Consider the following 24,750-nt stretch of genomic DNA (forward strand, 5'->3'; position numbering starts at 1 on the left):
TTCAGTAAGTACGGACTATGCTGGAAAGGATTCCGACGATGCGGACTTCCTGACAGTAAATGGGCTGAAAGTCAGGATTTTCGGGCTGAAGACGCACTCTGGAAGCTTCACGGTAAAATCTTTTCAATGTAATTGCATTGTCTATTACGGCAACAACAATCTGTCCTTCCGAAGCAACGTGGGCAACTTCTATTACCGCAAGATCTCCGTCAAGGATTCCGGCATTTATCATACTGGTTCCGTGCACATGAAGGGCAAAATATTCTTTGCCGGGTCTTACAAACGGTTCTGAAAGATTTACATAACCGTCAAGATTTTCTTCGCTTAAAAGAGGTCTTCCTGCAGCAACATTTCCAAGAACAGGAATTTTTGATGTAAACGGAGCGGATTCCTTTACGCGTTCATCTTTTATAACACGGATTGAACGGGAACAGCGCTTCTGGCTTTGGGAGAGATACCCCTTTTTCTGAAGGGCAGCAATATGATCCTGTACAGCACGAAGCGAAATTTCGAAGTGATCACCTATCTCTCTAACCGTAGGCGGATAAACATTGTCTTCCGTAAACTGAGCAATATAGTCAAGAACTTCACGCTGCCGGTCTGTAAGACTTCTCATACGGCTTATTCCTCTTCAAATTTTGATTCAAAGAGATTGTAAATTGCGTTGCTGGCTTCTTTTTCATCAGATCCGTCGGCTTTGAGTGTAAGAGTTGTATTATAGCCGGCAGCCATTGTAATGACGCCCATAATTGACTTTGCATTGACTGTAGTCGTATCTTTTTCAAGAATAATTTCTGATGCAAATTTGTTTGCAGTCTGGGCAATAAGCGCCGCCGGTCTTGCATGAATTCCTGCGCGGTTACGAACTGTAAGAATTTTTTCTGTCACGATGCACTTCCTCTGTTTTGTTTAATAAGAATCTTCACTTCCATAATAAGCATTCTGAGCCTCTCCGGTTTCTATCCACTTTAAGATATTCTGATTAAATTCCCGTGCGGAATAATAACCCATTGACTTAAGTCTTTCGTTCATTGCCGCTGCCTCGATAATAATTGGAAGATTACGGCCGGGTTTTACCGGAATCTCAATGAGAGGAATCTTAACGCCAAGAAGGTCTGTTGTGTGCGCATCTGTTCCAAGGCGGTCATAAATCTTATTCTGATCCCAGGTTTCAAGTTTTACTACGAGCTGTACTTCTTTCTGCTCGCGGATTGCACCTACGCCGTACAGCTGTGAAATGTTTATGATTCCAAGTCCGCGTATTTCCATGTGGTGGCTTATAAGTTTGTTTGCACCCTGCCCCAGAATACTGTTTCCATTAACGCAGCGTATTTCAACAATGTCATCTGCAACAAGACGGTGGCCGCGCTCTACAAGTTCCAAGGCTGTTTCACTTTTACCTACACCGCTGTCACCCGTAAGAAGAATTCCGATTCCGTAGACTTCTACAAAAACCCCGTGCATTGTTTTTTTTGGGGCAAACAGGTTTGAAAATACGCGTAAAAGTCTGCTTGAAAATTCTGTTGATTCAAGGTCGGTCTGAAGAATGGCACAACCGGCATGTTCTGCTATTGAAAGGAATGTATCGTCGGGAGTTATGCTGTGCGTAAAAATTGCGCACGGAATACCATAGGAAAAAAACTGTTTGATTGTTTCGATATTGCCTTCGAAGTTGAGTTTTTTAAGATAGGCAAATTCACCGCGACCAAAAAGCTGTACTCTCTGATATGCAAACGAATCATAAAAACCCGAAAGCGCAAGTCCGGGCCTGTTGATGTCGGGAACGGTAAGAGCCCTTGAAAGCCCCATGCGCCCGGCAATGCAGTGAAGATTGAGTGAGTTATGTCCCTTAAGATCGAGATCCAGAAGATCAAGAACTGTAATCTTTTTATCAGACATATGACTAGTATACATTTTTTACATACGCGTTGCAACAGGATTTACAAAAGGAATGCATAATGCTACATTCTATTAAAACAGGAAGAGTATATAAAGAAGTCGCCGGAATATCGTAAGCTTTTTTATCTGCGTTGAGGAGTTGGGTTTGGAAATTCATTCTTATTTTATGTCCGGAAAACAGGACGACAAGGCTTTTGAATATTACAAGATGAGAATCAACTTTAATGAAAGCCTCAGAAGCCAGAAATTGTTTGACCTCGAAGTAAACAACGAAAAAAAGGCATTGAAGGACAATTCATCACTTGGATTATACAGCATCAATTCTTCTTACGCTGAAGAAAATTCCAGAAAACTTATAGAACTGAGGCGCAATATGTATATTCAGAATGCAGTTACGCTCGGCGTGCCCAAAGATATTATTGCTGAAATTTTCGGGCTGAATATTCCGGATACAGGAAAAAAAGATGAAAAAACATACGGAATGGTTTGAAAACGAAAACTTCTGGCTGAATTACGGTCCCATTATGTTTGACTCACAACATTGGGCAGAAGCCAGGGGAATTGCCCAGCGGTGTACTGATATAGCAAAACTGGGTCGCGGAGATTCTGTTTTGGACGTATGCTGCGGTCCCGGAAGAATAAGTGTTGAGCTGGCGCTCTGTGGAATGGAAGTTACCGGCGTTGACATAACACAGCCCTTTTTGGACGCTGCGGCTGAAACTGCAGAAGATGAAAATGTTTCACTAAACCTTATCAACGCTGATATGAGGAAATTTTCAAGCAGAAAAAAATTTGATGCCGCAGTCAATATATATAATTCGTTCGGGTACTGCGACAGCGTTTCGGACGATACGCTTATCTTAAAGAAAGTAGCGGCTGCCCTAAAAAAAGGCGGCACTTTTATTCTGGAATGCATAAGCCGTGAAACTGCCGTAAAATATTTTACTGAAGGCGAATGGTTTGAACGTGCAGGAAAGACAGTCCTCACCGAATTCAAGGTAACAGGAGCGTGGGAAGGACTCAGTTCAAAATGGATTCTGATTGATTCTGACGGAAAAAGAATGGAACACGTTTTTATACAGAGACTTTATTCCGCAGCGGAACTGCGCGACACTATGCTTCACTGCGGCTTTTCAGAAGTGGCGGTTTACGGCGGGTTTGATCTGTCTGCCTACGACCAGAATGCAAAAACCATGGTTATTGTTGCAAAAAAGTAGCTTTAAAAAGAGCATCTCCAAAGGCTTGGAAAACTGAAGTTCCGGGGTTGGTTGCAATTATTCAGAAAGATATTCCGCGGTAGTGCACATCTTCAAATGAAGCGGAGAAAGTCCCGAAAGAATAAGTTCTGTTGCCTTTTCTTTGGGGGCATCCAGTCCGGAAACGGCGTCGGTAAGGTAAACAGTGTAGATTCCCGCGTCAATAAGCGCAAAAACTGTTGAAAGAACGCAGCATTCGGCTACAACACCTGTTATTACAACCCGCTCATGTTTTTTTGCCTCAGACAGCACTTCGGGAACAGACAGCGAAGAATACACTCCTTTTTTGTACAGCGGATATTTTTGTGCATAAGCGACCAGAAGCGGATTAATGAGATTGGCTTCACGGTCTGAATTGACGTCTGCATATTTTATATTGTAATCTGCCCAGACTCCGGCGGCCTTTTCACATGCAATGAATTCTGTAAAAATTACGTCTGCTTTTTGTGAATCAATGATTCTGATTATATTGGAGGCGGCCCCGTCTGTATTTGTGCACTGCCATTTGCCGCCCTTTCTGTAGACATTCTGCATATCCACGACCAGAAGCAGATCTTTTTTTTCTGTTTTGTTCATGCCGTATCTCCCGGAATTACCTGTATTAAAACAAGGGCCGCCCCGGAATAACCGGAACAGCCCTTATTGTTTAATTCAGTTTAGAATGTAAATTGTTTACTATGCTGACAAATGCAGGTTTTTATCAGTACATTCCGCCCATATCACCCATGCCAGGCTGTCCTGCAGGAGCTGGTGCCGGCGGTTCTGGGATGTCTGTAATAGCACATTCTGTTGTAAGAAGCATTCCTGAAACAGATGCAGCATTCTGGAGGGCACAGCGTGTTACCTTTGCAGGGTCAATAATTCCGGCGTCCATCATGTTTACCCATTCCTGGCGGGCTGCATTGAAACCAACGCCCGGTTTTTCGTTCTTTGCCTTGTCTGCAATAACGCTACCGTCAAGACCTGCATTGTCTGCAATCTGGCGGATTGGTTCTTCGAGAGCGCGCTTTACAATTCTGAAACCGACCTTTTCGTCACCGACAAGTCCGGCCTTGTTTTCATCAAGAACTTTGCTTGCTTCAATAAGTGCAAGTCCGCCTCCAGAAACAATTCCTTCTTCGAGGGCTGCGCGTGTTGCGGCAAGAGTATCTTCTACGCGGAACTTCTTTTCTTTCATCTCGGTTTCTGTAATTGCACCGATGTGAATTACGGCAACTCCGCCTGAAAGTTTTGCAAGGCGTTCCTTGAGCTTTTCTTTGTCGTAGTCAGATGTAGACTTTTCTATCTGGCTCTTGATTTCTGCAACGCGGTCTGCAATTGCCTTTTTGTCTCCGGCACCGTCAACGATAATTGTATTGTCCTTGTCGATTTTTACAGACTTTGCATGTCCAAGATCTGCAAGTTCGGTTGTTTCGAGCTTGAGTCCGAGGTCCTTTGTAATTACTTTTCCGCCTGTAAGGATTGCTATATCCTGAAGCATTTCCTTTCTTCTGTCACCGAATCCCGGAGCCTTTACTGCGCAGCACTTGAGTGTTCCGCGGATGCTGTTTACAACCAGTGTAGCGAGAGCTTCACCGTCGAGATCTTCGGCTATAATTACAAGCGGCTTTCCTGTCTGGGCTACTTTCTCAAGAAGAGGAAGCAGGTCTTTCATTGTAGAAATTTTTTCGTCGTGAATAAGAATGTAAGCATCGCTGTAGTCACATTCCATTCTCTCGCGGTCGTTTACGAAATAAGATGAAATGTATCCACGGTCGAACTGCATTCCTTCTACAGTCTTTACTGTTGTGTCCATGTTCTTTGACTCTTCTACAGTAATAACGCCGTCTTTTCCTACCTTTTCGATGGCATCGGCAAGAATTTTACCAATTTCGGGGTCGTTGTTTGCAGAAATAGTTGCAACGTGTGTAATATCATCATTGCCCTTTACGGCGCGTGAATTTTTCTTTACTTCTTCGATTGCAATTGCTGTTGCCTTGTCGATACCGCGTTTGATTTCAATCGGTGTCATTCCGGCAGAAACAGCCTTGAGTCCTTCGCGTACAATAGCATAGGCAAGAACTGTAGCTGTTGTTGTTCCGTCTCCGGCAACATCGTTTGTCTTTGAAGCAACTTCTTTTACGAGCTGTGCGCCCATGTTTTCATACGGATCTTTGAGTTCTACTTCTTTTGCTACAGAAACGCCGTCCTTTGTGATTGTAGGTGCGCCATACTTTTTATCAAGCATTACAAGGCGTCCGCAGGGACCAAGTGTAACTTTAACTGCGCGGGCAATCTGTTCAACACCGCTCAGCATCTTTTTGCGGGCATCTTCATTGTAAATCAACTGTTTAGCCATAATTATTTTACTCCTATTTGCAAAGCCGGAATCAGATATTCTTTTTCACGGCAAATTTTACGTTTATGAATAAAGATATAAAAAAATATCTGAATCGGCAAATTTTTTTTGCTTTTTTTAAGCCAAAATCTAGCGGTCTTCCCTGAAGTAACTCTCACCCAAAGCTGCAGGAGCACGGCTTCCTTTTTTTGAACCGAGGCCCATACAGACAAGAACAATTATTGTTGCAAAGTAAGGTATCATGTCCAGAAGCTGCGGCGAAAGTGCAATAACAGAAGTTCCCACAGTAATGCTCTGGAACTTGAAGGTAAGCCCCTTCAATGCACCGAAGGCCCAGGCTGCCGCAATTGCCTTAAGAGGATTCCACGAACAGAATATTACGAGCGCAATTGAAATCCATCCTGCACCGGCGGTTATATTTTCCTGCCAGCGCGGAACGAACACGAGCGAAAGATATGCACCCGCAAGTCCGCAGACAAAGCCTCCTGCAAGAACATGAATGTATTTATAAAGAGTAACGTTTATTCCCGAAGCATCTGCTGCAGCCGGATTTTCACCGATGGCTCTTACGTTAAGTCCCCAGCGCGTGTACTTGTAATAGAAGAAAAGTACAGCTGCAAGAATTACTGAAAAATAAACATACGGGCTCTGGTCAAAAAGCATAGGTCCAAGAACCGGAATTTCTGAAAGAAGCGGAATCTTTACCGGAGCAAAGGCTTTTGTAATGGAAGACGGAAGAGGCGTGGCTGTAAGTGTTTTACCGAGGTAACTTGAAATTCCTGTTCCAAAAGTGGCAAGAACAAGTCCCGTAACTACCTGGTTTCCGCGGAGTGTAATTGTAATGAAAGCATAGATGAGAGCACCGCAGGTTCCGGCTAAGCCTGCATACAAAACTGCCAGCTGAGGACTGCCGGTAAGAATACCCGCATAGTAACCGAGTGAAGCGCCCATAAGCATCATTCCTTCTGTACCAAGATTGGTATTTCCTGCCTTTTCAAAAAGAATTCCGCCGAGGATTCCAAGAAGAATATGTGTGCCGGTCTGAACAGCAACCTGAAGAAAAAGTCCCAGTGATATAAGAAAAGCCATCAGCATGCCTCCGTGTTTGTGTTTCTTCTGCTGCGGGTAAAGGAAAGTTTGTAGCGTACAAAAAATTCGCTTCCGAGTACAAAGAAAATTATTACGCCCTGAAGAATCTGTGCCATTGAAGCCGGAATCTGCATTGAACTCTGAAGGAAACTGCCGCCCTGCAAAAGCATACTGAACAGGAAGGACACGCCCACCATTACAAGGGGATTAAGTCTGCTGAGCCAGGTTGTAATTACGGCTGTAAATCCGAGTCCGTTTGACATGTTGTCTGTAAGGGAATTTTCTATTGCGCTGGCCTGCATCATTCCGGCAAGTCCGCAAAGACCGCCTGAAATCAATATTGCAAGAAGCATTGTTTTTTTTACGTTTATTCCGGCATATCTTGCTGTATTGGTACTTTCGCCGATTACAGAAACTTCATAACCGAATTTTGTACGCAGCAAAAGTATGAAAAGTAAAACTGCCAGAACAAGTGTTATAATCCAGCCGATGTGGATTCCGCAGACGGAAGGAAGGATTGCATTTGACTCAAAGCGCGCAATTCTTGGAAAGCCGTTGCCGTTGGGGTCGCGCCATGGTCCGTACTGAAGGTAACCTACCCATTTCTGTGCGATGTAATTCATCATGAGTGTAACAAGAGTTTCGCTTGTTCCCCATTTTATTTTTAACAAAGCAGGCACGGTTGCAAAAAGGCCGCCAAAGACAAATCCAAAGACTGCCATAAGAGGAAGAAGTACCGGCGCCGGAAGTTGCGGGAACAGCATAACTGCCCAGGTAGCACCGAATGCACCCATATAAAACTGGCCTTCGGCGCCTATGTTCCAGAATTTCATCTTAAACGCCATTCCGGTTCCCAAAGATAATACCGTAAGCGGAATGGCTTTATTCACAGTTTCGCGGAACCGGTATGCACTTCCGAGAGAGCCGTTTATTATTTTTGAGTATACTTCAAACGGATTCAGTTTCATAAGAGCCATGATAATCATTGAAGCCGCTATTGCAGAAACAACTGCCGCAGTATTTATAAAGACTTTCTTTTTGAATGACAACGCCTGTCTTGCTGATTTTCTTATCATTTTGCGCCCCCGTTCATATCTTTTCCCATCATCATAAGTCCTATGGTTTCTTTTGTAGTAGTTTTGGGATCGACTGTTCCCATGTTTTTTCCGTCATGCAGAACCATGAGTCTGTCACTTATTGCACAAAGCTGGTCTATGTCTTCGGCGATGAGAAGGATTCCTACACCCTTTTTCTTCTGTGCATTGAGCATGGAAATAATATTTTTTGTAGCACCGATGTCCAGTCCGCGGAAAGGATAAGAAACAATCAGAAACTTGGGGTTCATTTCTATTTCGCGTGCAAGAAGAACTTTCTGTATATTTCCGCCCGAAAGCTGTTTTACTACATTGTTTATTGAAGGAGTTGAAATATCGTAGCGGCTTACAATATCAATCGCACTTTTTATTCCGGATTTTCTGTCTACAAAAATTCCCTTTGTTTCGTCATAGGAACGCAGAATTATGTTGTCGGTAACATCCATTCCAGCAACAAGTCCCATACCCAGTCTGTCTTCGGGAACAAAACTCATTCTAATTCCGAGTTTTTTTATTTCAAGCGGTGTTTTTTCAAGAAGCTCAGAATTTTCAAACATCGCGGAACCTGCGGCTTTTGTTATTCCGGTAAGGACTTCGCACAATTCCTTCTGACCTGAACCGACAATTCCTGCAACACCGAGCATTTCGCCCGCGTAAAGGTCAAAGGAAAGACTGTCCAGTTTTTTTGCACCGCTCTTGTCTTCACATGTAATATTTTTTACCGAAAGAAGCGGGGTTTCTCCGTGCGGAACTTTTACGTACTCGTACTCAAGGTTGAGTTTTCCGCCGATCATCATTCCGGCTACTTCTTCTTCTGAAGATTCGGCTGTATTTACGATACCTGCAAGTTTTCCTTTTCTTAAAATTGCAACGCGGTCACTGATTTCCATTACTTCATTCAGCTTGTGGGTAATTATTATGACCGAACAGCCTTCACTTTTCATTCTGCGCAGGGTTTCAAAAAGTTTTTCTGTTTCCTGGGGCGTAAGAACTGCAGTCGGCTCGTCAAGAATAAGAATGCGCGCTCCCTGATAGAGCATTTTTATGATTTCTACAGTCTGCTTTTCACTGACTGCCATGGAATGAACTTTTTTGTCCAAATCTACGGAAAAGCCGAACTGACCGCAGAGTTTTTCTATTTTTGTGCGGATTCTGGTCCTGTTTATAAAGAATCCTGCCTTGCGTTCACCAAGCGTTATGTTTTCAAGAGCGGACATAACTTCTACAAGCTTGAAATGCTGGTGAACCATTCCTATTCCGGCAGAGATGGCTTCCTGCGGTGATGCAAACAACATTTGCTTACCGTCAATGATTATTGAACCGGACTCGGGTGCGTATATTCCGGCCAGCATGTTTACAAATGTGCTTTTTCCACTGCCGTTTTCACCTAAAAGAGCAAGAATTTCGCCCTTTTTTACGCTGAGTGAAATGTTCTGATTGGAACGGACTGTTCCGAACGACTTTGTCAGATTTAAGACTTCGACTGCGTTTTCGTTTTCCATTGCGCTATATTACTGTAATTAAAAAAAAATGTCAGTTATGTTTGCTGTAATGTTTGCGTTTATTCAATAAAAAAGCCCCGGTCCGGATATTCTTACCCGCAACCGGAGCTTTATTTTGATTTATTCTGTTAATTAAATAAATCTGTTGGAAATCAGTTGGCCGGAATTGTTCCGTTTACGCCCTTAACGAACCATCCCATGTTCCAGATTTCGTCGTCTGTCATGACTGTTCCGGCGGGAACTTTTTCTGCACCGCTCTGGTCAAAGATTGGTCCTTCAAAAATCTTGAGGCTGCCGTTTTCGATAGACTTTCTGGCGGCATCGATTTTTTCCTGTGTTCCTTCTGCGCAGAGTGCTGAAAGAGGAGCAAGGTCTACCATTCCGGAAGAAAGGCCTTCCCAGTAAGCGCGGCTTGTCCAGGTTCCGTCAAGAACTTTCTGTACATCGTCTGTAATAAAAGTTGCCCAGTTGAATACAGGAGCTGTAAGATATGCCTTTGGAGCGGCGTTCGGTGTTGCAACGTTGTATCCGATACAGAATGCGCCCTTTTCTTGGGCAGCAATCTGCGGTGCTGTTGTATCCTGGTGCTGTTCGATTACGTCGCATCCCTTGTTAAGGAGCTCAAGTGCAGCCTGCTTTTCTACTGTCGGGTCATACCAAGTATTTGTCCAGATAACTTCTACTGATGCAGCAGGATTTACTGACTGAACGCCGCGTGCAAAACCGTTGATTCCGCGGATACATTCAGGGATTGGGAAAGCTGCTACGTATCCGATCTTGTTTGACTTTGTCTTGAGACCGGCTGTAATTCCTGCAAGGTAGCGTGCTTCGTACATTCTTCCGAAGTAAGTGGAAACATTGTCTGCACGCTTGTAGCCTGAACAGTGTCCGAACTTAACATTGGGGAATTCTGCGGCAACCTTGATTGTCCAGTCCATAAAGCCGAAGCTTGTTGTGTAGATTACATTGCATCCCTGATCAATAAGATCGCGGATAACTTTCTCGCAGTCTGCATTCTCGGGAACATTCTCGACATACATTGTTTTAATTCCCTGAGCTTCGAGGGCAAGACGTCCCTTGTCCTGTGCTGTAGTGTAACCTTCGTCGTGAATAGATCCGATGTAAACAAATCCGACCTTAAGGTTGTCCTTTGTAATTTTTGCATCCTGAACATTCTTTTTTGAACATCCGGCAAGTGCAAAAACCGCTGCCATAACTGCCAGTGCAATTTTTTTCATAATCTGCCTCTTACTTTATTTTTCTGACTTACGCACGGAACTGAATTTTTCCGTCGTCTGTCATTTTATCTACGATAGCCAGGCTTTCCACACGGAAACCCTTTTCGCGGAGTTCTTTTCCGCCGTTCTGGAAACCTTTTTCTATGGCAATACAAATTCCCTGGACTTTTGCGCCTGCATCGCCAACTATTTTGATAAGCCCGTTAAGAGCCGCTCCGTTTGCAAGAAAGTCATCTACAAGAAGAATTTTGTCGCAGGAACTTATGTATTTTTTTGAAACAACGACCGTATATTCCTGATTGTGTGTAAATGACCATACTTTTGCCGAATACACGTCTTCGTTAACATTGCTGGATTTGTGTTTTTTTGCAAAGACAAGCGGCACCCCGAACTTCTGCGCAACTGAATATGCTACGGCAATTCCGCTTGATTCTATTGTAAGGATTTTTGTAACAGGTGTATCTTTGTAAAGCCTGGCAAATTCTTCGCCCATCTGATCCATAAGCTTTACATCTATCTGGTGATTTAGAAAATTGCTGACCTTGAGGATATTTCCCGGTAAAACTTCTGCGTCTTCTCTAATTCGGTTTTCAAGTAATTCCATAGCCTATAGTATAAAAAAAATGTAAAAAGTTCAATAAAAAAAATAACAAAGACAGGCTCAAAAAATTGCAATTTTCAGAGTCTCCCAGTATTTTTGAGCCGGATATTGCCGATTTTTACAAACATAATGCGCACGATTAAATAAACTATGATATAATCAAAAACTGTTACAAAACTAAACGGTATAAACCGGAGGATAATATGGAAAACACCGATGCCATTACGGCTTTAAAACAGGTAAGAACCTATTGCTCGGCAGAAGCACTGGATGCACTGGACTACGCAATCGAAGTTCTTGAAAAGCTTGAAAGAGACGGAATAAAATCTCCTTTGAGTACAGATTTCTGCAGCAAAAAAAATCAAAACTAAAAGGAAAAAAATATGGCTGGAACATTTTGGTCTCTTGTGCCTGCAATCGTAGCAATTGCACTGGCTTTAATTACAAAGGAAGTTTATTCTTCACTTTTTATCGGAATCGTCATTGGCGGAATATTTTTTGCAATAGACGCGTCGGCCGGCTTCCCCGGATTCTTTAACCACATATTCAACGATGGAATGATAAAGCAACTTTCTGACAGCAGTAACGTAGGTATTCTTCTGTTCCTGGTTCTTTTGGGAACTCTTGTTGCCCTTATGAACAAGGCCGGCGGTTCGGCAGCGTTTGGTGAGTGGACAAAAAAGCATTTCAAGTCAAAGGTTGGCGCTCAAATTGCAACAATTCTTCTTGGTATTCTTATTTTTATTGACGACTACTTTAACTGCCTTACAGTCGGTTCTGTCATGAAACCTGTTACCGACAAATATGGTGTTTCACGTTCAAAACTTTCATACCTTATTGACGCAACAGCCGCTCCTGTCTGTATTATTGCTCCGATAAGTTCCTGGGCAGCCGCAGTTTCGGGATTTGTTTCTGAAGGTGAAAACGGCATTGCGCTCTTCTGCAAGGCAATTCCATTCAACTTTTATGCATTATTTACTATTATAATGATGTTTGCTATGGTTGCAATGAAGTTTGAATTCGGTCCTATGGCAAAATATGAACTCGGCGAAAAAACAGACAAACCTGCAGAAGATGAAGATGCCGGCGAAGATACAGTTGCAAAAAAAGGAAAAGTCATTGATCTTATTCTTCCTATCGTTTCGCTGATTATTTTCTGCGTAGCCGGAATGCTTTATACAGGCGGTTTCTTTACAAAACTTTCTGACGGGAATGCAAACCCGACTTACCTGAATTTCGTTGAGGCATTTGCAGGAAGTGTTGCTTCTGTTGGTCTTGTGCTGGGATCTTTTGCCGCGCTGATTATTACGGTTGCTTTCTATATAATTCGCCGCGTTCTTCCTTTCAAGAACTGCATGCGATGTATTCCAGACGGATTCAAGGCTATGGTTCCGGCTATTCTGATTCTTTCACTAGCATGGACACTTAAAGCTATGACGGATAGTCTTAATGCCGCGGAATATGTTGCCGGTGTTGTTAACGGAAGTGCTGCCGACCTTCAGAAGCTGCTACCCGCAATTATTTTTGTTATTGCCTGCGGTCTTGCTTTTGCAACAGGAACTTCGTGGGGAACTTTCGGAATTCTTATTCCAATCTGCATTGCGATTTTCCCTGAAGGAGTACCGCTCAGAATTATTTCTATTTCTGCATGTATGGCAGGAGCTGTTTGCGGTGACCACATTTCGCCGATTTCTGACACAACAATTATGGCAAGTGCCGGAGCAAACTGTGACCACGTAACGCATGTTTCGACACAGCTTCCTTATGCTTTGTCTGTAGCTGCAGTTTCGTTTGTGACATATATTGTTGCAGGATTCACACAGACTCTGGGAACCATAGCAAGCGCTTTGATTTCTTGGGCATTCGGTGTAATAGTTCTTTTTGCCTTCCTTATTTTCATGAAGAAACGTGCTGTAAAAGCATAAAAGAAAATATTTATAGTTCCGAAGTAACGGTTACTTCGGAACTATAATAGTCACATCGTTTTCGACTTGCGTGGTATTAAAATAAAAAATGTTTGTTAAATGATGAAAATTTTTAGTATATTTTATAGAAAAAGTAGAAAGGGGCATCTATATGGATTTCTTTCCAAAGTTTTGAATTAACTTGAGTATTTTTAAATTTATTTTTCATTCCTAATAAATCTTTTTTTATTCCATTTCGTTCCAGTGTTCCGTGTCATAAAAAAACTTACGACAATGAAAAACAAATTCTACAAATGATTGAACAGCAAAAAGATTTAAAAATTCCTTCTGAGCTGATTCCAAAATGCCCAGTATGTGGAAAACCTATGACAATGAATTTAAGAGCCGACAACTTTTTTGTAGAAGATTCCTTTTGGGAAAAAGCCGCCGCCCGATATTCAGCTTTTATAAAAAAACACCAGAACAAAAAAATTCTTTTTCTGGAACTGGGCGTTGGTTTTAATACACCCGGAATAATAAAATATCCGTTCTGGCAGATGACTTTACAAAATCCAAAGTCGCATTATGTGAGCATCAATAAAGGTGAATCTTATTGTCCCCAAGAAATTCAAAACCGCAGTTTTTGCATTAATGAAGATATAGGGAATGTTTTGGAAAGATTGTAGAGATTGTAGAAGATTGCTCCTTGGTGGAAACAGGTTGCTATAAGATTAGAAATCATCAATCCATGTCAGTTCAGTTTCACGAGTTCTGGTGGAATTCTATCGCAGAGCCATACTTTTTCATTTCCAATGTAAAATTTTATTCCTTCTTTTAAGGCTGATTTTACATCTATTTTTAGAATAACAGGCTCTTTGTCTCGTCTTTTTCCTACAGTTGTTGCTGTTTCAATATCAGTTGAAAGATGAACATATTGTCTGTTCATTGGTAAAAGCCCCTTTTCCTTTATTGATGGCAGAAATCTTTTTGCTGTTCCATGATAAAGAATAACAGGTGGAATAGATTCTTCTTTCTTTATGTGCATCGGAATTGAGTGCCCGTAAAGAGCTCTAATTTTTTCTCCGACAATTTCAAGTCTTTTCTTGTCAGAGATTTTCATAACATAAAGAATATCAGGCAATTCAATTTCTTTTGGGTATTTTTCTTCTTCATTTATGGATGAAAGCAATTGAGAAATCTGAACAAATCCTGCTTCATCAATTTCCAGTTCATACTTCCATGGGGCGTGACGCAGAGCATAGGAAATTTCTTTACTAAGATTAATGTAGTCCATACTAGTGTGCCTTTTCAAGTTCGTTTGCATAATAACGCTTGCTTAACTTTTTACCGTTAGATATCAACATATAAAAGTATCTTTTTTCATTATAATGCCAGCAGATAAGATCTATCTGAGCAGTTTTGTCTTTTGCAATGATTCTGACATTATCATTCCAATTGAATTCTGGCGTTTCTCGTGATTTAAAAGCAGTTTTAAGAACCATATATTCAACATCTTTATACAAAACTGTTACTGTATCCTCGTTTTCTTCGATACACTTTACGGTTGTACCAATGTTGTAACTTTCTGCATTTGCGCTAACTATTTCATTTTTATCGAGCATGAAGCCCCATGTATTTATTAAGCTCATTTTTAACACCCCAGTTATATTTTTTGTGAAAAAGATTTTTACCCAGTTCTTCAAAAATCTTCTTTGCTGTTGGCATAGACTTTTTATTCGGTTTAAAATGACCGCTTTCGTTGTTGAAAGATTTTATCTTTCCTCCGGCTATTTCAAGCATTCCTGCCATCTTTACTTTTGGATTTTTACCTCCAATTAAAGTTGGATGGGGTGTTGCTAAACCATCTTTTCCATTGCCATTTCGTTTTCCTACAATTATATCACCTTTAGTAGTGATAGCATAGACAAAGATTCCGTTAGTATTCTTGTTGCCTATATAGTTGCCGTTTATCATTGACTTGATATTTTTAGCTGTAGGATTTTTTATGTACACGTCTTTTTCAGAACATATTCCTCGGCTTATGTCATATTTCTTCATATCCTTGCAGACTTTATAGGAACTTGCATATCTTTGGGAACTACCATGAGTTCCGTGGTACATTCCACTATAACCACTTCCCATTCTATTTTCCTCCATGACATCGTTTAATCCAGTCATCAATTTGGATAAAAGTTGTCTTGTTTGTAAGATCTGAAAATATTGATTTCGGCATTGCTCCGTAAACAATGACAACTTTAGGTTCCAATTCTTTAAGCATCGAAATAAGGCCTTCACGGAAAAAGAAAGTATTCTCTTCACCTTGAATGCAGCCATAAGTTCCGATTGAATAAATTCCGCCTTTCTCAACTCCAAGAAATGCAAATGGAAGTTCAGTTGGGTAAAATGAGTGTGTAAAACGACACAGAAAAAGGAGCAGATTTAAGGTGCAAACAGCCGATAAATTAAGCAAGGCGGTTAGCACATGGTAAAGAAACGACAGTCATTCAGCAAGGATTTCAAGGCAAAAGTTACACTTGAAGCATTACGAGAAGAATCTACGATTCAGGAAATTGCAGTAAAGTACGGCGTCCATCCGAATCAGATTTCCCAATGGAAAGCGCAGGCGATTGCCGGAATGGCTGACATTTTTGAACGGCCGAACAAGAAGTCAGAAGAAACGAGAAAGCAGGAAGAGGAAAAAGACAGTCTTCTGAAAACAATCGGTGAACAGAAAGTCGAAATTGATTTTCTAAAAAAAAAGTACAAGCAGATATACGGCTACGATCCAATCTTGTAGAACCTGCTTACAAGGTTTTAAGCATTTCAAGGCAGTGCAGGCTGCTTGGGATTTCACGGAGCCGGTATTATTACGAACCGGGTCCAGGGCATGATGAAAAAGATTTCAATCTGCTTGTGAAAATCAAGGAAGTCCAGATTGAGCATCCGTATTACGGCTACCGCAGAATCTGGAGAGAGATAAACAAAAACGGCGGAGACACTACAGAAACAACTGTACGCCGTGTAATGCGAAGATTCGGGATTACGGCGGTATTTCCGGGCAAGAATCTTTCCAAGGCCTGTAAATATCACAAGAAGTATCCGTATCTTCTGAAAAACAAGGTAATCAGATATCCGAATCAGGTATGGTCAACGGATATCACTTACATAAAGCTGCCGACAGGGAATGTTTACCTGATGGCAATAATCGACTGGTTCTCGAGGAAGGTCTTGAGCTGGCGCGTATTCAACACGATGGATGCGATGCAGTATGCAAATCTTCTGAGGGAAACAATCGAAGAATACGGCTGTCCTGCAATCTTCAACACAGACCAGGGAAGCCAGTTTACATCTGATGTTTTTATCAAAGTTCTTGTCGATTACGACATCCAGATCAGCATGGACGGAAAAGACCGGGCTTTGGACAACATCAGAATTGAGCGTCTTTGGAGAAGCCTCAAGTACGAGGACATCTACCTTAAACGCTATGAGACAATGAAAGACTTGAAGGCCGGCATAAATGCCTACTTCAACTTCTACAACACAGCGAGGTTTCATCAGTCTCTGGATTACAACGTGCCTGATGAAATGTATAAATGCTTCCAGTACAATGAACTGGAAAGAAAACGGGCTGCATAAATTTTTACACCTTAAACCTGTAAAATTTTTGTGTTGACTAAATAGCGCATTTTAGGGATCAACCTTGTATAAGATCTTTCATCTCCCCACCGTATATTCGGAATTACATAGATTCCTTGAGCCTGTAAGTAATGACCGACTTGCCTATTTAAATAAACATTCATCATTTGTAAAACAAGAGGCATATCTCGATAAAGGGAACAATCTGGTGAAATTACACCAGGAAATCTTTTTAAGTCTTCAATTTGTTCTTTAGTTGCTGTCAAAATATTGCGGAATTTTATGTCATGTTCATAAAAGCACACAAAATCTTTTTTATCTTTACTTTTATTACGTTCACTAAAAGGTACCATTCCTTGAGGAATAATTATTTCTGCATTGTTGTGTATTACAGGAATCTCAAGAAGACCGTCAAAAATTGCAGTCTTAACTAGTTTGGCATTAAAGCCGTCGTCAATTATATTTTTTATTTTCCTCATGATTATAAACCTCATTTTATATATATGTTGATTTGCAAAATCTGCGGAACTTTTTTAGAAACTCCAAATCTGTTCCGCAGAATTTTCAGTTTGCCTGAAATTAGGCTGTTACGGTTACTGTGTCGGAGATTGTTTCAATCAGTTCTTTGCGCTCATACCCTGAACGACCTGCGCAATGCGTTCGGATTACAATTTTGTAAGAATTGTCTGCAACAACAGAATCTGGAACTGTAAAAAGTAATTTTGAAGGAGTGTTGTAAACAAGAGGCGAAATAACTTTTATCCAAGAATTTTCATCAGTTGATACAGCACCTGTTTCCGTAACTGGAGCAAAATAAATGCCAGAATTTTCGCCACTTACTTTTATTCCTATTCCTTCAAGCAGACAAGAGCCACCGGTTGTAACAGTCCCGTCGAACAGTCCTGTTGCAACATTGGTAACAGAAAAAATTTTTCCTTCTGCTTTTTTAAATTCCGAAGAGGCAATCTCGATGTTTTTCACTACATTTTTTAAGGTCTGACTTGCAGTAAATTTTACAGTCAGTTCGGGTCGCCCAGTTTCAGAATCTACAACGCCTTTTGAAGCAATGTAAAACATTCCAAGTTCTCCAAACTTGACGGCGTTGCCGCTTTCAAGAGCTTTTAAAACAACATTTGTATAAGAATTCAAAACGCTTGCTACCGTTCCTGTGTCAATTTGAGGGAGTTCGTTTGCAATTCCTTCTAAAGTGTTCTGAACACTTAAAGTAAAGCGTTCAACTTTGCCATAATAATTTGGAGTTCCTTCATTCTTGTTGAACTGATTCAACTGAAGTTTAATACCTACGCGACCTGCCGTCGCTTCTGTCAGCTTTATAAAGCTGTTGTTAGAAGAATTTTTCATGTTCTTCTCCTTTTTCCACAAGTTAAACTTATTTTTGTTTTAAATAAGCTTAACTTGTGGTATAATAATTAGATAAAGATACAGATACACTGCATCACAAGTTAAGAAAGATATAACTCTTTCTTAACTTGTATCTAAATAATACTTTTTTATGGTGTCCACTTGGTGATGCAAAGTGACGTAAAGTGATTTAAAGTAGCGGAGAAAATGAAGTTTTCAGATTTTATTAGTACACTACAAAAATATATATGCACCTCTAGTTCAAAACTAGATTTTACTAAAACTGTTATTATCAATGCAGTTGGTTTTGATGATATTTATGATCTTTTTGCAAGTGCAGGGAAACCAGACATCGAAGAAAAAACTATAGGAAATTATTATAGAGCCAGACCATTTCCAAAATGGCTTTCAAGTGCAATTCTCGAAAATCTCTCCAAATCCAAATTTGAAAATTTTATAAATGAAAATCTATCGTTAGGCGATACCACTGACGAACTTGCAGATGCCTTAAAGAAATTTGGAACGAATATTAATATTTCTACAGATAATATGGGAGAAACTTGCACAAATTTTTTTGTTGCTATAATGAATGAAAATAGTAGTGACAATAAAAATGAACTTGATCAACTACTTGATATTACAAATAAAGATGAATACTTACAGAAAGAACTTGAACAAGTTGTAAAAAGCATTCTCTTGTGGGAAAAGAATGATAATTTAAGTATGGCTGATAAAATTGAACTCGATAAAAACACAGAATTAAATTATGATCCTGTTGTCGTAGAAAAGAAACTTTATGATGTAAAATCGTTAAAAACAGTAGTTCTTGCAAATGTTACTGAGTATTACAAAATGATAAAGTCTTTTTTTCTTGCGGAACAAAAAAAGTCCAGTGAACAGGCTGAATATGTTTCAAAAACTGTAAAAAATAAATATTTAAAAGTTAAAGCAATTGCAAAAGGTGATAAACATGAAATTTTCAAACGAATGAAAATATTTATTCAAGATAAAACAGAAAATTATGATAATGATGAGATTTTAAATATTATCGTTTCGTATTTTATACAGTCGTGCGAGGTATTTGATGCTTCTTCCAAATAAAACAGTTACATATAAAGAATCTATTATTAGTAAGTTTCCTTTTATTTTGAATTTATTGTGTAATACAAAAGAGCGAAAGATAAAGATCTACGATTTGTGTAAAAAAACAAATAAAGAATTTGAAAGTACAACAGATTTTATCCAGACTTTGGATGCGCTTTTTGCACTTAATAAAATTAAATTAGATGAAAATAGTGGAGAAATAGTAATATGCTAAAAGAAATTCAATGTGATATTTTTACAGAAGATGGAAAGCAAAGAAAACCTATTATCTTTAATAATGGTCTGAATATTATTTTGGGTGATGAAAGCAAGAAAAACTCTATTGGAAAATCAACTTTCTTACTTGTGATAGACTTTGTTTTTGGTGGTAATGCTTACGCAGATAAGAATAATCAAATACTAAAAGTGGCAGGCCCCCATACTGTAAAATTTTGTTTTGACTTTAACGGGAATATTTTTTATTTTACTAGATCGATAGAGAATTCAAAAATTGTAAATGAATGTAATAATTTATATGAACCGATTAATGTTATAACACTTGAAAAGTATACAGACTTCTTAAAAGAAAAATACAAACTTGAAAATATAAATCTTACTTTTAGACAAATTGTTGGAGCATATTCTTGGATAGCCGGAAGAAGCAGTGAAAACAGTAAAGAAATTCTTGAAGGTGCAAATCAAGAAGCTCGAGTTATTGTCAATTGTTGTGGATTGAAAAAAAGTGTCTTTTCATCAGGCAGCCTTCATTTGTTCACCGTCCACAAAAATTATATTTTTGGCGACAAGTTCAAGTTGTTTAAATCCCCTGAGCCGTCGCCAGTTTTTCTCTGCCTGAAGACAAAGCTTGAAAGCCATTGCAACAGAAGCAGCGGAAGAGCCGTTTCCTTTTGTTGACTTGTGGCGCAACCTGACTGTTGCAAATGTCGATTCAATCGGATTCGACGTTCTAATGTGAGCCCAATGTTCCGCCGGATAATCATAAAAGCGGAACAAATCCTCCTTGTCTTTTTCAAGACATTCCGTTGCCTTCGGATATTTTTTTCCGAAAGTTTCTATAAATAAGTCGTAGGCTTTCAAGGCGTTTGCACGTTTGTCTGCCTGCCACATATCCCGAATCATTTTTGTGGCCTGAGTCTGCACACAGTCAGGCAATTTGTCCAGAATGTTCATGGACTTGTGGAACCAGCATCTCTGAATTTTTAGCTGGCCCCAGATTTCATCAACTGCATTTTGAAACCCAAGCGCTCCGTCGCAGACTGCCAATTTTGGTGCTTTTGTCAGTCCGCGGAATTTCAAATCAAGCAAAACTCCACGCCAACTTTCCGTTGACTCGCGAATTCCGGCCTGTACAGCCACAAGTTCTTTTTTGCCTTCAACAGTTACGCCAATTATTACCAGAAGGCAGGTCTTTTCACCGTCAAGCCGGGACTTTACGTAAATTCCGTCTGCCCAAACATAAACGTATTCCTTTCCGGAAAGATCTCGTTTGCGCCATTCGTCATATTCAGCCTGCCATTTTACAGTAAGCTTTGTTATGACTGACGGACTCAGGCCCTTTGCTTCTTTACCAAGAACATCATGGAGCATGGCTGAAAACTTGTTTGAAGAAATTCCTGCAAGGTAGGCAGCGGAAAGTATTGCTTCTACTGTCGGAGTTTTTCTTGCAAACGGAGGAAGGACTTTGCTTACAAAGCGATCCTTTTCTTCAAGTGCACGGTCATCAACTCTGGGAAGCCTGACTGTAACGTAACCGTTTGTAGTAAGAATTGTCCGTTCTTTGTGAAAGCCGTTTCTTACTACAAGTTTGTTTCCGGTTTTGTCTACGATAGAAGAAGTTTTATTAAGAAAACGCTGAACTTCATCCTCGTAAAGACTTTCAATTACTTCACGTGCTCTTGCGCGGATTGCTTTTTCAAGCAAATCAATCGTTGGACTATTGGAATTTTCTTCAATTTCCAGTATTCTTTTCATAAGAGGTCTCCTTCGGTGTTTATTTTTTTTTCCAAAGAAAACTATACCTTAGACAGACCTCTTTTTCTATGCCTTCTCAGGCAATCCACAACTTTTGATTATAACTCAAGAAGCTCTTTCTAATGCTATTAACAGTTTTGAAAAACTATTTCCTGAAAAATATAAAACTATTGAAATAGCAAAACAGGAAGCTAAAATTGCAAAAGAAAACTCTAAAGCTTTTAATACAGTAAAAAAACGTGAACTCATTGAATCAACATTAAAAAATCAAACCCAGGTAAAACAAGCTGAAAAAGAAATAGCAGAACTTGAAAAAGAAATGTCTTTAATTATTAATGAACCGTTAAGTACTTTTTTAAATGCTAATCAAAAAGCTGTTACACAATTTGCAACTATAAATGCTGAATTAAAAGCTTTAAAAGCAAAACGTAACAGATTAAAATCAAAAATAGAAGGGCTTATTAATATTAATACTGAATCTGGAATTCCCAGCGAATTTGATTTTTCTGCATTACAGACTTTTTTCCCAGAAATTAATATACAAAAACTGAGTGATATCGAGCATTTTCATAAGACAATTAGTTCTATATTAAAAAATGAATGTAATGAACAGACAGAAATATTCAAAAAAGAATATGATACAGTATTAAATCGTATTCAAGAATTGACCGATGAAATAGCAAAAATTCCTGGTATAGAAGGAACTCCGGCATCAGCAATTAAAAAACATGAAGAATTTAGGTTACGCTCAGAATATCTAAAAAAACAGATTGAGCTTTATGCAAAAGGAAATGAATTAGGAAAGGTAAAAACTACAACGCAAAAAAATGCGGAAAATCTTGAGGGACAGTTTTTAATAGATATTTGTAATATAATTAATAGTGATTTAGTTTTATTGAATAATGAAATTGAACATGGGCGAAATCAAATTCCTGTTTTGGAATTTGCAAAATCGAATGCATCTTATACTTACAGTTCTGGAACAGACACTACTGGTACAGGTTCTTCTCATTCAGCTCAAATTCTTTTTAACTTGGCTATATTAAAAGAAACTCAAGTTCCGTTTTTAATTCATGATTCTTATATTTTTGACCCGATAGGCGATGAACGATTAAGCGATATTATTCTTCTTTATAGAAAACTCGGAAAACAAGTTTTTATTGCTCTAGATGGAGAAAACCGTTTAAGAGATGATATAAAAACTATTTTAAAGGATGATAAGGTTACTATTCTTCATTTAGGAAAAAATGAAAAATCATTATTTGGTAAATCACAAAACTAACGTTTTCCATAAGAAAAAACGGTTGTTTAGCATTATGTAAAACAACCGTTTTTCACCGTACAAAATTATTGTTTTTTATCATGTAAAACGACAGCTTAATGCTTTATTTCATACTGTGTGTCTTTGTCAAGTTTATTCTGAAAATCTGTGCTCTGACTTTGGGCTGCGTATAATTCTCCATGCTTATTATCAAATGTGTAGAACGAGTTTTGCTTGGACTGTAATGCAATAAATTCCTGGAGTTTCATTGTTGCATAATTGTCCGGGATAAAAACGTATTCCATTTTACTGTCTTTTGCAAAGCGTGTTGCGTATTCAGTTTTTGCTTTTGTAATCGGAAGATCTACGCGGTTACCGCCTTTGATTTCGATTATGTAAAACGAGCCGTCCTTTGTTTCGATTAAAAAATCAGGGTAGTAAGAGCGCAATGTATTTGAGTCCGGATCAATGTAGTGAATAAGAAAGTCTGACTGACCGGCTGTAAACATTAGAATGTGTTGGGAAAAAATTAAAAAACTGGAATAAGGTGAGTTCAAAGAGTATATTCAGTACCTGATAGTCATATTTTATACTGAATTTATGGAATTTTCAACAAAATCCTTAAAACATGTATTTCTGTGACTTCGGTAATTTTCAGTTAGTCGTACTTTTTACTTGAGTAGTTTACTTAAAGTAGTGACCTGCGAGATTTTTGCCGATAGAGCAGAATTTGGGGATATAGACAGAGTTATAGTTCAAATTTGATGGTATTTGTGGTAAAATATAAAGATTATTCTTTATAAAACGGATGCCCATTATGACAATTAACGAGATATTAGAAGATATTAGAGCTACATCAAGAAATACTGCGGATAAAGGAACAAAGTTTGAAGTATTGATATTAAATTACTTCTTGACAGAACCTAACTTTGCAAATCAATTGGACCATGCGTGGCTTTGGAGCGATTTCCCTTGCCGTAAAGAATTTGGCGGTCATGATATTGGTGTAGACGTTGTTTGTCATACCAAAACTGATGAATATTGGGCGATTCAGTGTAAATGTTATGATAAAGGAACAACAATTGATAAATCTGCCGTAGATTCATTTATTGCTACCAGTGGAAAATCATTCAGTGACGGTCTTGTAACAAAACGCTTTGCACGTCGCTATTGGGTAGATTCTCTTCCGATGGAGTTATTGTCAATTGTTGTGGATTGAAAAAAAGTGTCTTTTCATCAGGCAGCCTTCATTTGTTCACCGTCCACAAAAATTATATTTTTGGCGACAAGTTCAAGTTGTTTAAATCCCCTGAGCCGTCGCCAGTTTTTCTCTGCCTGAAGACAAAGCTTGAAAGCCATTGCAACAGAAGCAGCGGAAGAGCCGTTTCCTTTTGTTGACTTGTGGCGCAACCTGACTGTTGCAAATGTCGATTCAATCGGATTCGACGTTCTAATGTGAGCCCAATGTTCCGCCGGATAATCATAAAAGCGGAACAAATCCTCCTTGTCTTTTTCAAGACATTCCGTTGCCTTCGGATATTTTTTTCCGAAAGTTTCTATAAATAAGTCGTAGGCTTTCAAGGCGTTTGCACGTTTGTCTGCCTGCCACATATCCCGAATCATTTTTGTGGCCTGAGTCTGTACACAGTCAGGCAATTTGTCCAGAATGTTCATGGACTTGTGGAACCAGCATCTCTGAATTTTTAGCTGGCCCCAGATTTCATCAACTGCATTTTGAAACCCAAGCGCTCCGTCGCAGACTGCCAATTTTGGTGCTTTTGTCAGTCCGCGGAATTTCAAATCAAGCAAAACTCCACGCCAACTTTCCGTTGACTCGCGAATTCCGGCCTGTACAGCCACAAGTTCTTTTTTGCCTTCAACAGTTACGCCAATTATTACCAGAAGGCAGGTCTTTTCACCGTCAAGCCGGGACTTTACGTAAATTCCGTCTGCCCAAACATAAACGTATTCCTTTCCGGAAAGATCTCGTTTGCGCCATTCGTCATATTCAGCCTGCCATTTTACAGTAAGCTTTGTTATGACTGACGGACTCAGGCCCTTTGCTTCTTTACCAAGAACATCATGGAGCATGGCTGAAAACTTGTTTGAAGAAATTCCTGCAAGGTAGGCAGCGGAAAGTATTGCTTCTACTGTCGGAGTTTTTCTTGCAAACGGAGGAAGGACTTTGCTTACAAAGCGATCCTTTTCTTCAAGTGCACGGTCATCAACTCTGGGAAGCCTGACTGTAACGTAACCGTTTGTAGTAAGAATTGTCCGTTCTTTGTGAAAGCCGTTTCTTACTACAAGTTTGTTTCCGGTTTTGTCTACGATAGAAGAAGTTTTATTAAGAAAACGCTGAACTTCATCCTCGTAAAGACTTTCAATTACTTCACGTGCTCTTGCGCGGATTGCTTTTTCAAGCAAATCAATCGTTGGACTATTGGAATTTTCTTCAATTTCCAGTATTCTTTTCATAAGAGGTCTCCTTCGGTGTT

At 39.6% G+C, this 24,750-nt stretch carries 30 protein-coding genes; 11 read left to right on the plus strand and 19 right to left on the minus strand.

What is annotated here, in order from left to right; translation table 11 throughout:
- Position 1: 1 nt before the first annotated feature.
- Genes lexA through hprK form a run of 3 tightly spaced genes read right to left on the minus strand, consistent with a single transcriptional unit; the run spans position 2 to position 1,899 of the window.
- Positions 2-616, minus strand: coding sequence for a transcriptional repressor LexA (gene lexA, locus IWA51_RS11350; protein ID WP_177528706.1), 615 nt, complete (start codon positions 614-616; stop codon positions 2-4).
- 5 nt (positions 617-621) lie between these two features.
- Positions 622-888 (minus strand): HPr family phosphocarrier protein, encoded by a 267-nt coding sequence (locus IWA51_RS11355; protein ID WP_177528707.1) that lies wholly within the window; start codon positions 886-888, stop codon positions 622-624.
- A gap of 21 nt (positions 889-909) precedes the next feature.
- Complete coding sequence (gene hprK, locus IWA51_RS11360) at positions 910-1,899, minus strand: HPr(Ser) kinase/phosphatase (protein WP_177528708.1); 990 nt, start codon at positions 1,897-1,899, stop codon at positions 910-912.
- Between the two features lie 166 nt (positions 1,900-2,065).
- On the opposite strand from hprK, the gene IWA51_RS11365 reads away from it, so the two are divergent.
- Both IWA51_RS11365 and IWA51_RS11370 read left to right on the plus strand, forming a co-directional pair.
- Positions 2,066-2,389: a hypothetical protein gene (locus tag IWA51_RS11365; RefSeq protein WP_177528709.1), complete on the plus strand. Its 324-nt coding sequence runs from the start codon at positions 2,066-2,068 to the stop codon at positions 2,387-2,389.
- The gene (locus IWA51_RS11370; protein WP_198442502.1) at positions 2,364-3,116 is read left to right on the plus strand and encodes a class I SAM-dependent methyltransferase; all 753 of its coding nucleotides are present in this window, start codon (positions 2,364-2,366) and stop codon (positions 3,114-3,116) included. Before IWA51_RS11365 ends, IWA51_RS11370 begins: the two co-directional genes overlap by 26 nt.
- Positions 3,117-3,173: 57 nt before the next feature.
- Here the strand turns inward: IWA51_RS11370 and IWA51_RS11375 are convergent, their stop codons facing one another.
- From IWA51_RS11375 to IWA51_RS11405, 7 genes are all read right to left on the minus strand, one after another.
- On the minus strand, positions 3,174-3,731 hold the full coding sequence (locus IWA51_RS11375; protein WP_177528711.1) for a cysteine hydrolase family protein: 558 nt from the start codon (positions 3,729-3,731) through the stop codon (positions 3,174-3,176).
- 124 nt (positions 3,732-3,855) lie between these two features.
- Complete coding sequence (gene groL, locus IWA51_RS11380; protein WP_177528712.1) at positions 3,856-5,493, minus strand: chaperonin GroEL; 1,638 nt, start codon at positions 5,491-5,493, stop codon at positions 3,856-3,858.
- 129 nt (positions 5,494-5,622) lie between these two features.
- Positions 5,623-6,582 carry an ABC transporter permease gene (locus tag IWA51_RS11385; protein WP_198442503.1) on the minus strand — a complete coding sequence of 320 codons (960 nt, stop codon included), beginning with the start codon at positions 6,580-6,582 and terminating at the stop codon, positions 5,623-5,625.
- Positions 6,582-7,658 carry an ABC transporter permease gene (locus IWA51_RS11390; protein ID WP_198442504.1) on the minus strand — a complete coding sequence of 359 codons (1,077 nt, stop codon included), beginning with the start codon at positions 7,656-7,658 and terminating at the stop codon, positions 6,582-6,584. Before IWA51_RS11390 ends, IWA51_RS11385 begins: the two co-directional genes overlap by 1 nt.
- Complete coding sequence (locus IWA51_RS11395; protein ID WP_198442505.1) at positions 7,655-9,178, minus strand: ABC transporter ATP-binding protein; 1,524 nt, start codon at positions 9,176-9,178, stop codon at positions 7,655-7,657. Before IWA51_RS11395 ends, IWA51_RS11390 begins: the two co-directional genes overlap by 4 nt.
- A 152-nt stretch (positions 9,179-9,330) precedes the next feature.
- Positions 9,331-10,416 (minus strand): BMP family ABC transporter substrate-binding protein, encoded by a 1,086-nt coding sequence (locus tag IWA51_RS11400; protein WP_198442506.1) that lies wholly within the window; start codon positions 10,414-10,416, stop codon positions 9,331-9,333.
- Between the two features lie 28 nt (positions 10,417-10,444).
- Positions 10,445-11,020 (minus strand): xanthine phosphoribosyltransferase, encoded by a 576-nt coding sequence (locus IWA51_RS11405; protein WP_198442507.1) that lies wholly within the window; start codon positions 11,018-11,020, stop codon positions 10,445-10,447.
- A gap of 200 nt (positions 11,021-11,220) precedes the next feature.
- Here IWA51_RS11405 and IWA51_RS11410 point away from each other — a divergent pair, with 200 nt between their 5' ends.
- From IWA51_RS11410 to IWA51_RS11420, 3 genes are all read left to right on the plus strand, one after another.
- Entirely contained in the window at positions 11,221-11,388 is a 168-nt protein-coding gene (locus IWA51_RS11410) for a hypothetical protein (RefSeq protein WP_177528718.1), read from the plus strand.
- 12 nt (positions 11,389-11,400) lie between these two features.
- Positions 11,401-12,942 (plus strand): Na+/H+ antiporter NhaC family protein, encoded by a 1,542-nt coding sequence (locus tag IWA51_RS11415; RefSeq protein ID WP_198442508.1) that lies wholly within the window; start codon positions 11,401-11,403, stop codon positions 12,940-12,942.
- Positions 12,943-13,235: 293 nt separating this feature from the next.
- Positions 13,236-13,607, plus strand: coding sequence for an SIR2 family NAD-dependent protein deacylase (locus IWA51_RS11420; RefSeq protein ID WP_198442509.1), 372 nt, complete (start codon positions 13,236-13,238; stop codon positions 13,605-13,607).
- Between the two features lie 65 nt (positions 13,608-13,672).
- On the opposite strand, the gene IWA51_RS11425 is transcribed toward IWA51_RS11420, so the two are convergent.
- Genes IWA51_RS11425 through IWA51_RS12960 form a run of 4 tightly spaced genes read right to left on the minus strand, consistent with a single transcriptional unit; the run spans position 13,673 to position 15,403 of the window.
- On the minus strand, positions 13,673-14,215 hold the full coding sequence (locus IWA51_RS11425; protein WP_230402660.1) for an RNA 2'-phosphotransferase: 543 nt from the start codon (positions 14,213-14,215) through the stop codon (positions 13,673-13,675).
- Between the two features lies 1 nt (position 14,216).
- The gene (locus tag IWA51_RS11430; protein WP_198442511.1) at positions 14,217-14,543 is read right to left on the minus strand and encodes a hypothetical protein; all 327 of its coding nucleotides are present in this window, start codon (positions 14,541-14,543) and stop codon (positions 14,217-14,219) included.
- Positions 14,533-15,063 (minus strand): hypothetical protein, encoded by a 531-nt coding sequence (locus IWA51_RS11435; protein WP_198442512.1) that lies wholly within the window; start codon positions 15,061-15,063, stop codon positions 14,533-14,535. Before IWA51_RS11435 ends, IWA51_RS11430 begins: the two co-directional genes overlap by 11 nt.
- A gap of 1 nt (position 15,064) precedes the next feature.
- A complete protein-coding gene (locus IWA51_RS12960; RefSeq protein ID WP_408059004.1) occupies positions 15,065-15,403 on the minus strand; it encodes a DUF4417 domain-containing protein in 339 nt (112 codons plus the stop codon).
- Between IWA51_RS12960 and IWA51_RS11445 the strand changes: the two genes are divergently transcribed.
- Positions 15,404-15,718 (plus strand): transposase, encoded by a 315-nt coding sequence (locus IWA51_RS11445; protein WP_198442301.1) that lies wholly within the window; start codon positions 15,404-15,406, stop codon positions 15,716-15,718. It begins immediately after the preceding gene.
- Between the two features lie 50 nt (positions 15,719-15,768).
- The gene (locus IWA51_RS11450; RefSeq protein WP_230402733.1) at positions 15,769-16,557 is read left to right on the plus strand and encodes an IS3 family transposase; all 789 of its coding nucleotides are present in this window, start codon (positions 15,769-15,771) and stop codon (positions 16,555-16,557) included.
- Between the two features lie 11 nt (positions 16,558-16,568).
- On the opposite strand, the gene IWA51_RS11455 is transcribed toward IWA51_RS11450, so the two are convergent.
- Together IWA51_RS11455 and IWA51_RS11460 are read right to left on the minus strand one after the other, a co-directional pair.
- On the minus strand, positions 16,569-17,036 hold the full coding sequence (locus IWA51_RS11455) for a DUF4417 domain-containing protein (RefSeq protein ID WP_198442514.1): 468 nt from the start codon (positions 17,034-17,036) through the stop codon (positions 16,569-16,571).
- A 100-nt stretch (positions 17,037-17,136) separates the two neighbouring features.
- Positions 17,137-17,919: an HU family DNA-binding protein gene (locus IWA51_RS11460; protein ID WP_198442515.1), complete on the minus strand. Its 783-nt coding sequence runs from the start codon at positions 17,917-17,919 to the stop codon at positions 17,137-17,139.
- A gap of 207 nt (positions 17,920-18,126) precedes the next feature.
- Here IWA51_RS11460 and IWA51_RS11465 point away from each other — a divergent pair, with 207 nt between their 5' ends.
- Both IWA51_RS11465 and IWA51_RS11470 read left to right on the plus strand, forming a co-directional pair.
- Positions 18,127-19,020: an ABC-three component system protein gene (locus IWA51_RS11465; RefSeq protein ID WP_198442516.1), complete on the plus strand. Its 894-nt coding sequence runs from the start codon at positions 18,127-18,129 to the stop codon at positions 19,018-19,020.
- Complete coding sequence (locus tag IWA51_RS11470) at positions 19,004-19,237, plus strand: ABC-three component system middle component 7 (protein ID WP_198442517.1); 234 nt, start codon at positions 19,004-19,006, stop codon at positions 19,235-19,237. The genes IWA51_RS11465 and IWA51_RS11470 overlap by 17 nt, the downstream gene beginning before the upstream one ends.
- Positions 19,238-19,755: 518 nt before the next feature.
- Here IWA51_RS11470 and IWA51_RS11475 read toward each other — a convergent pair.
- Positions 19,756-20,994, minus strand: coding sequence for an IS256 family transposase (locus tag IWA51_RS11475; RefSeq protein ID WP_198441892.1), 1,239 nt, complete (start codon positions 20,992-20,994; stop codon positions 19,756-19,758).
- A gap of 94 nt (positions 20,995-21,088) precedes the next feature.
- On the opposite strand from IWA51_RS11475, the gene IWA51_RS11480 reads away from it, so the two are divergent.
- Positions 21,089-22,276, plus strand: coding sequence for a DUF2326 domain-containing protein (locus tag IWA51_RS11480; RefSeq protein WP_198442518.1), 1,188 nt, complete (start codon positions 21,089-21,091; stop codon positions 22,274-22,276).
- Between the two features lie 95 nt (positions 22,277-22,371).
- Here the strand turns inward: IWA51_RS11480 and IWA51_RS11485 are convergent, their stop codons facing one another.
- Entirely contained in the window at positions 22,372-22,764 is a 393-nt protein-coding gene (locus IWA51_RS11485; RefSeq protein ID WP_198442519.1) for a TnsA endonuclease N-terminal domain-containing protein, read from the minus strand.
- Positions 22,765-23,072: 308 nt separating this feature from the next.
- Between IWA51_RS11485 and IWA51_RS11490 the strand changes: the two genes are divergently transcribed.
- Positions 23,073-23,474, plus strand: a complete 402-nt coding sequence (locus IWA51_RS11490) for a restriction endonuclease (RefSeq protein ID WP_198442520.1) — start codon at positions 23,073-23,075, stop codon at positions 23,472-23,474.
- Between the two features lie 17 nt (positions 23,475-23,491).
- Here IWA51_RS11490 and IWA51_RS11495 read toward each other — a convergent pair whose 3' ends face one another.
- Positions 23,492-24,730 carry an IS256 family transposase gene (locus IWA51_RS11495; RefSeq protein WP_198441892.1) on the minus strand — a complete coding sequence of 413 codons (1,239 nt, stop codon included), beginning with the start codon at positions 24,728-24,730 and terminating at the stop codon, positions 23,492-23,494.
- Between the last annotated feature and the right edge of the window lie 20 nt (positions 24,731-24,750).

This window comes from Treponema peruense (assembly GCF_016117655.1).
GTDB lineage: Bacteria > Spirochaetota > Spirochaetia > Treponematales > Treponemataceae > Treponema_D > Treponema_D peruense.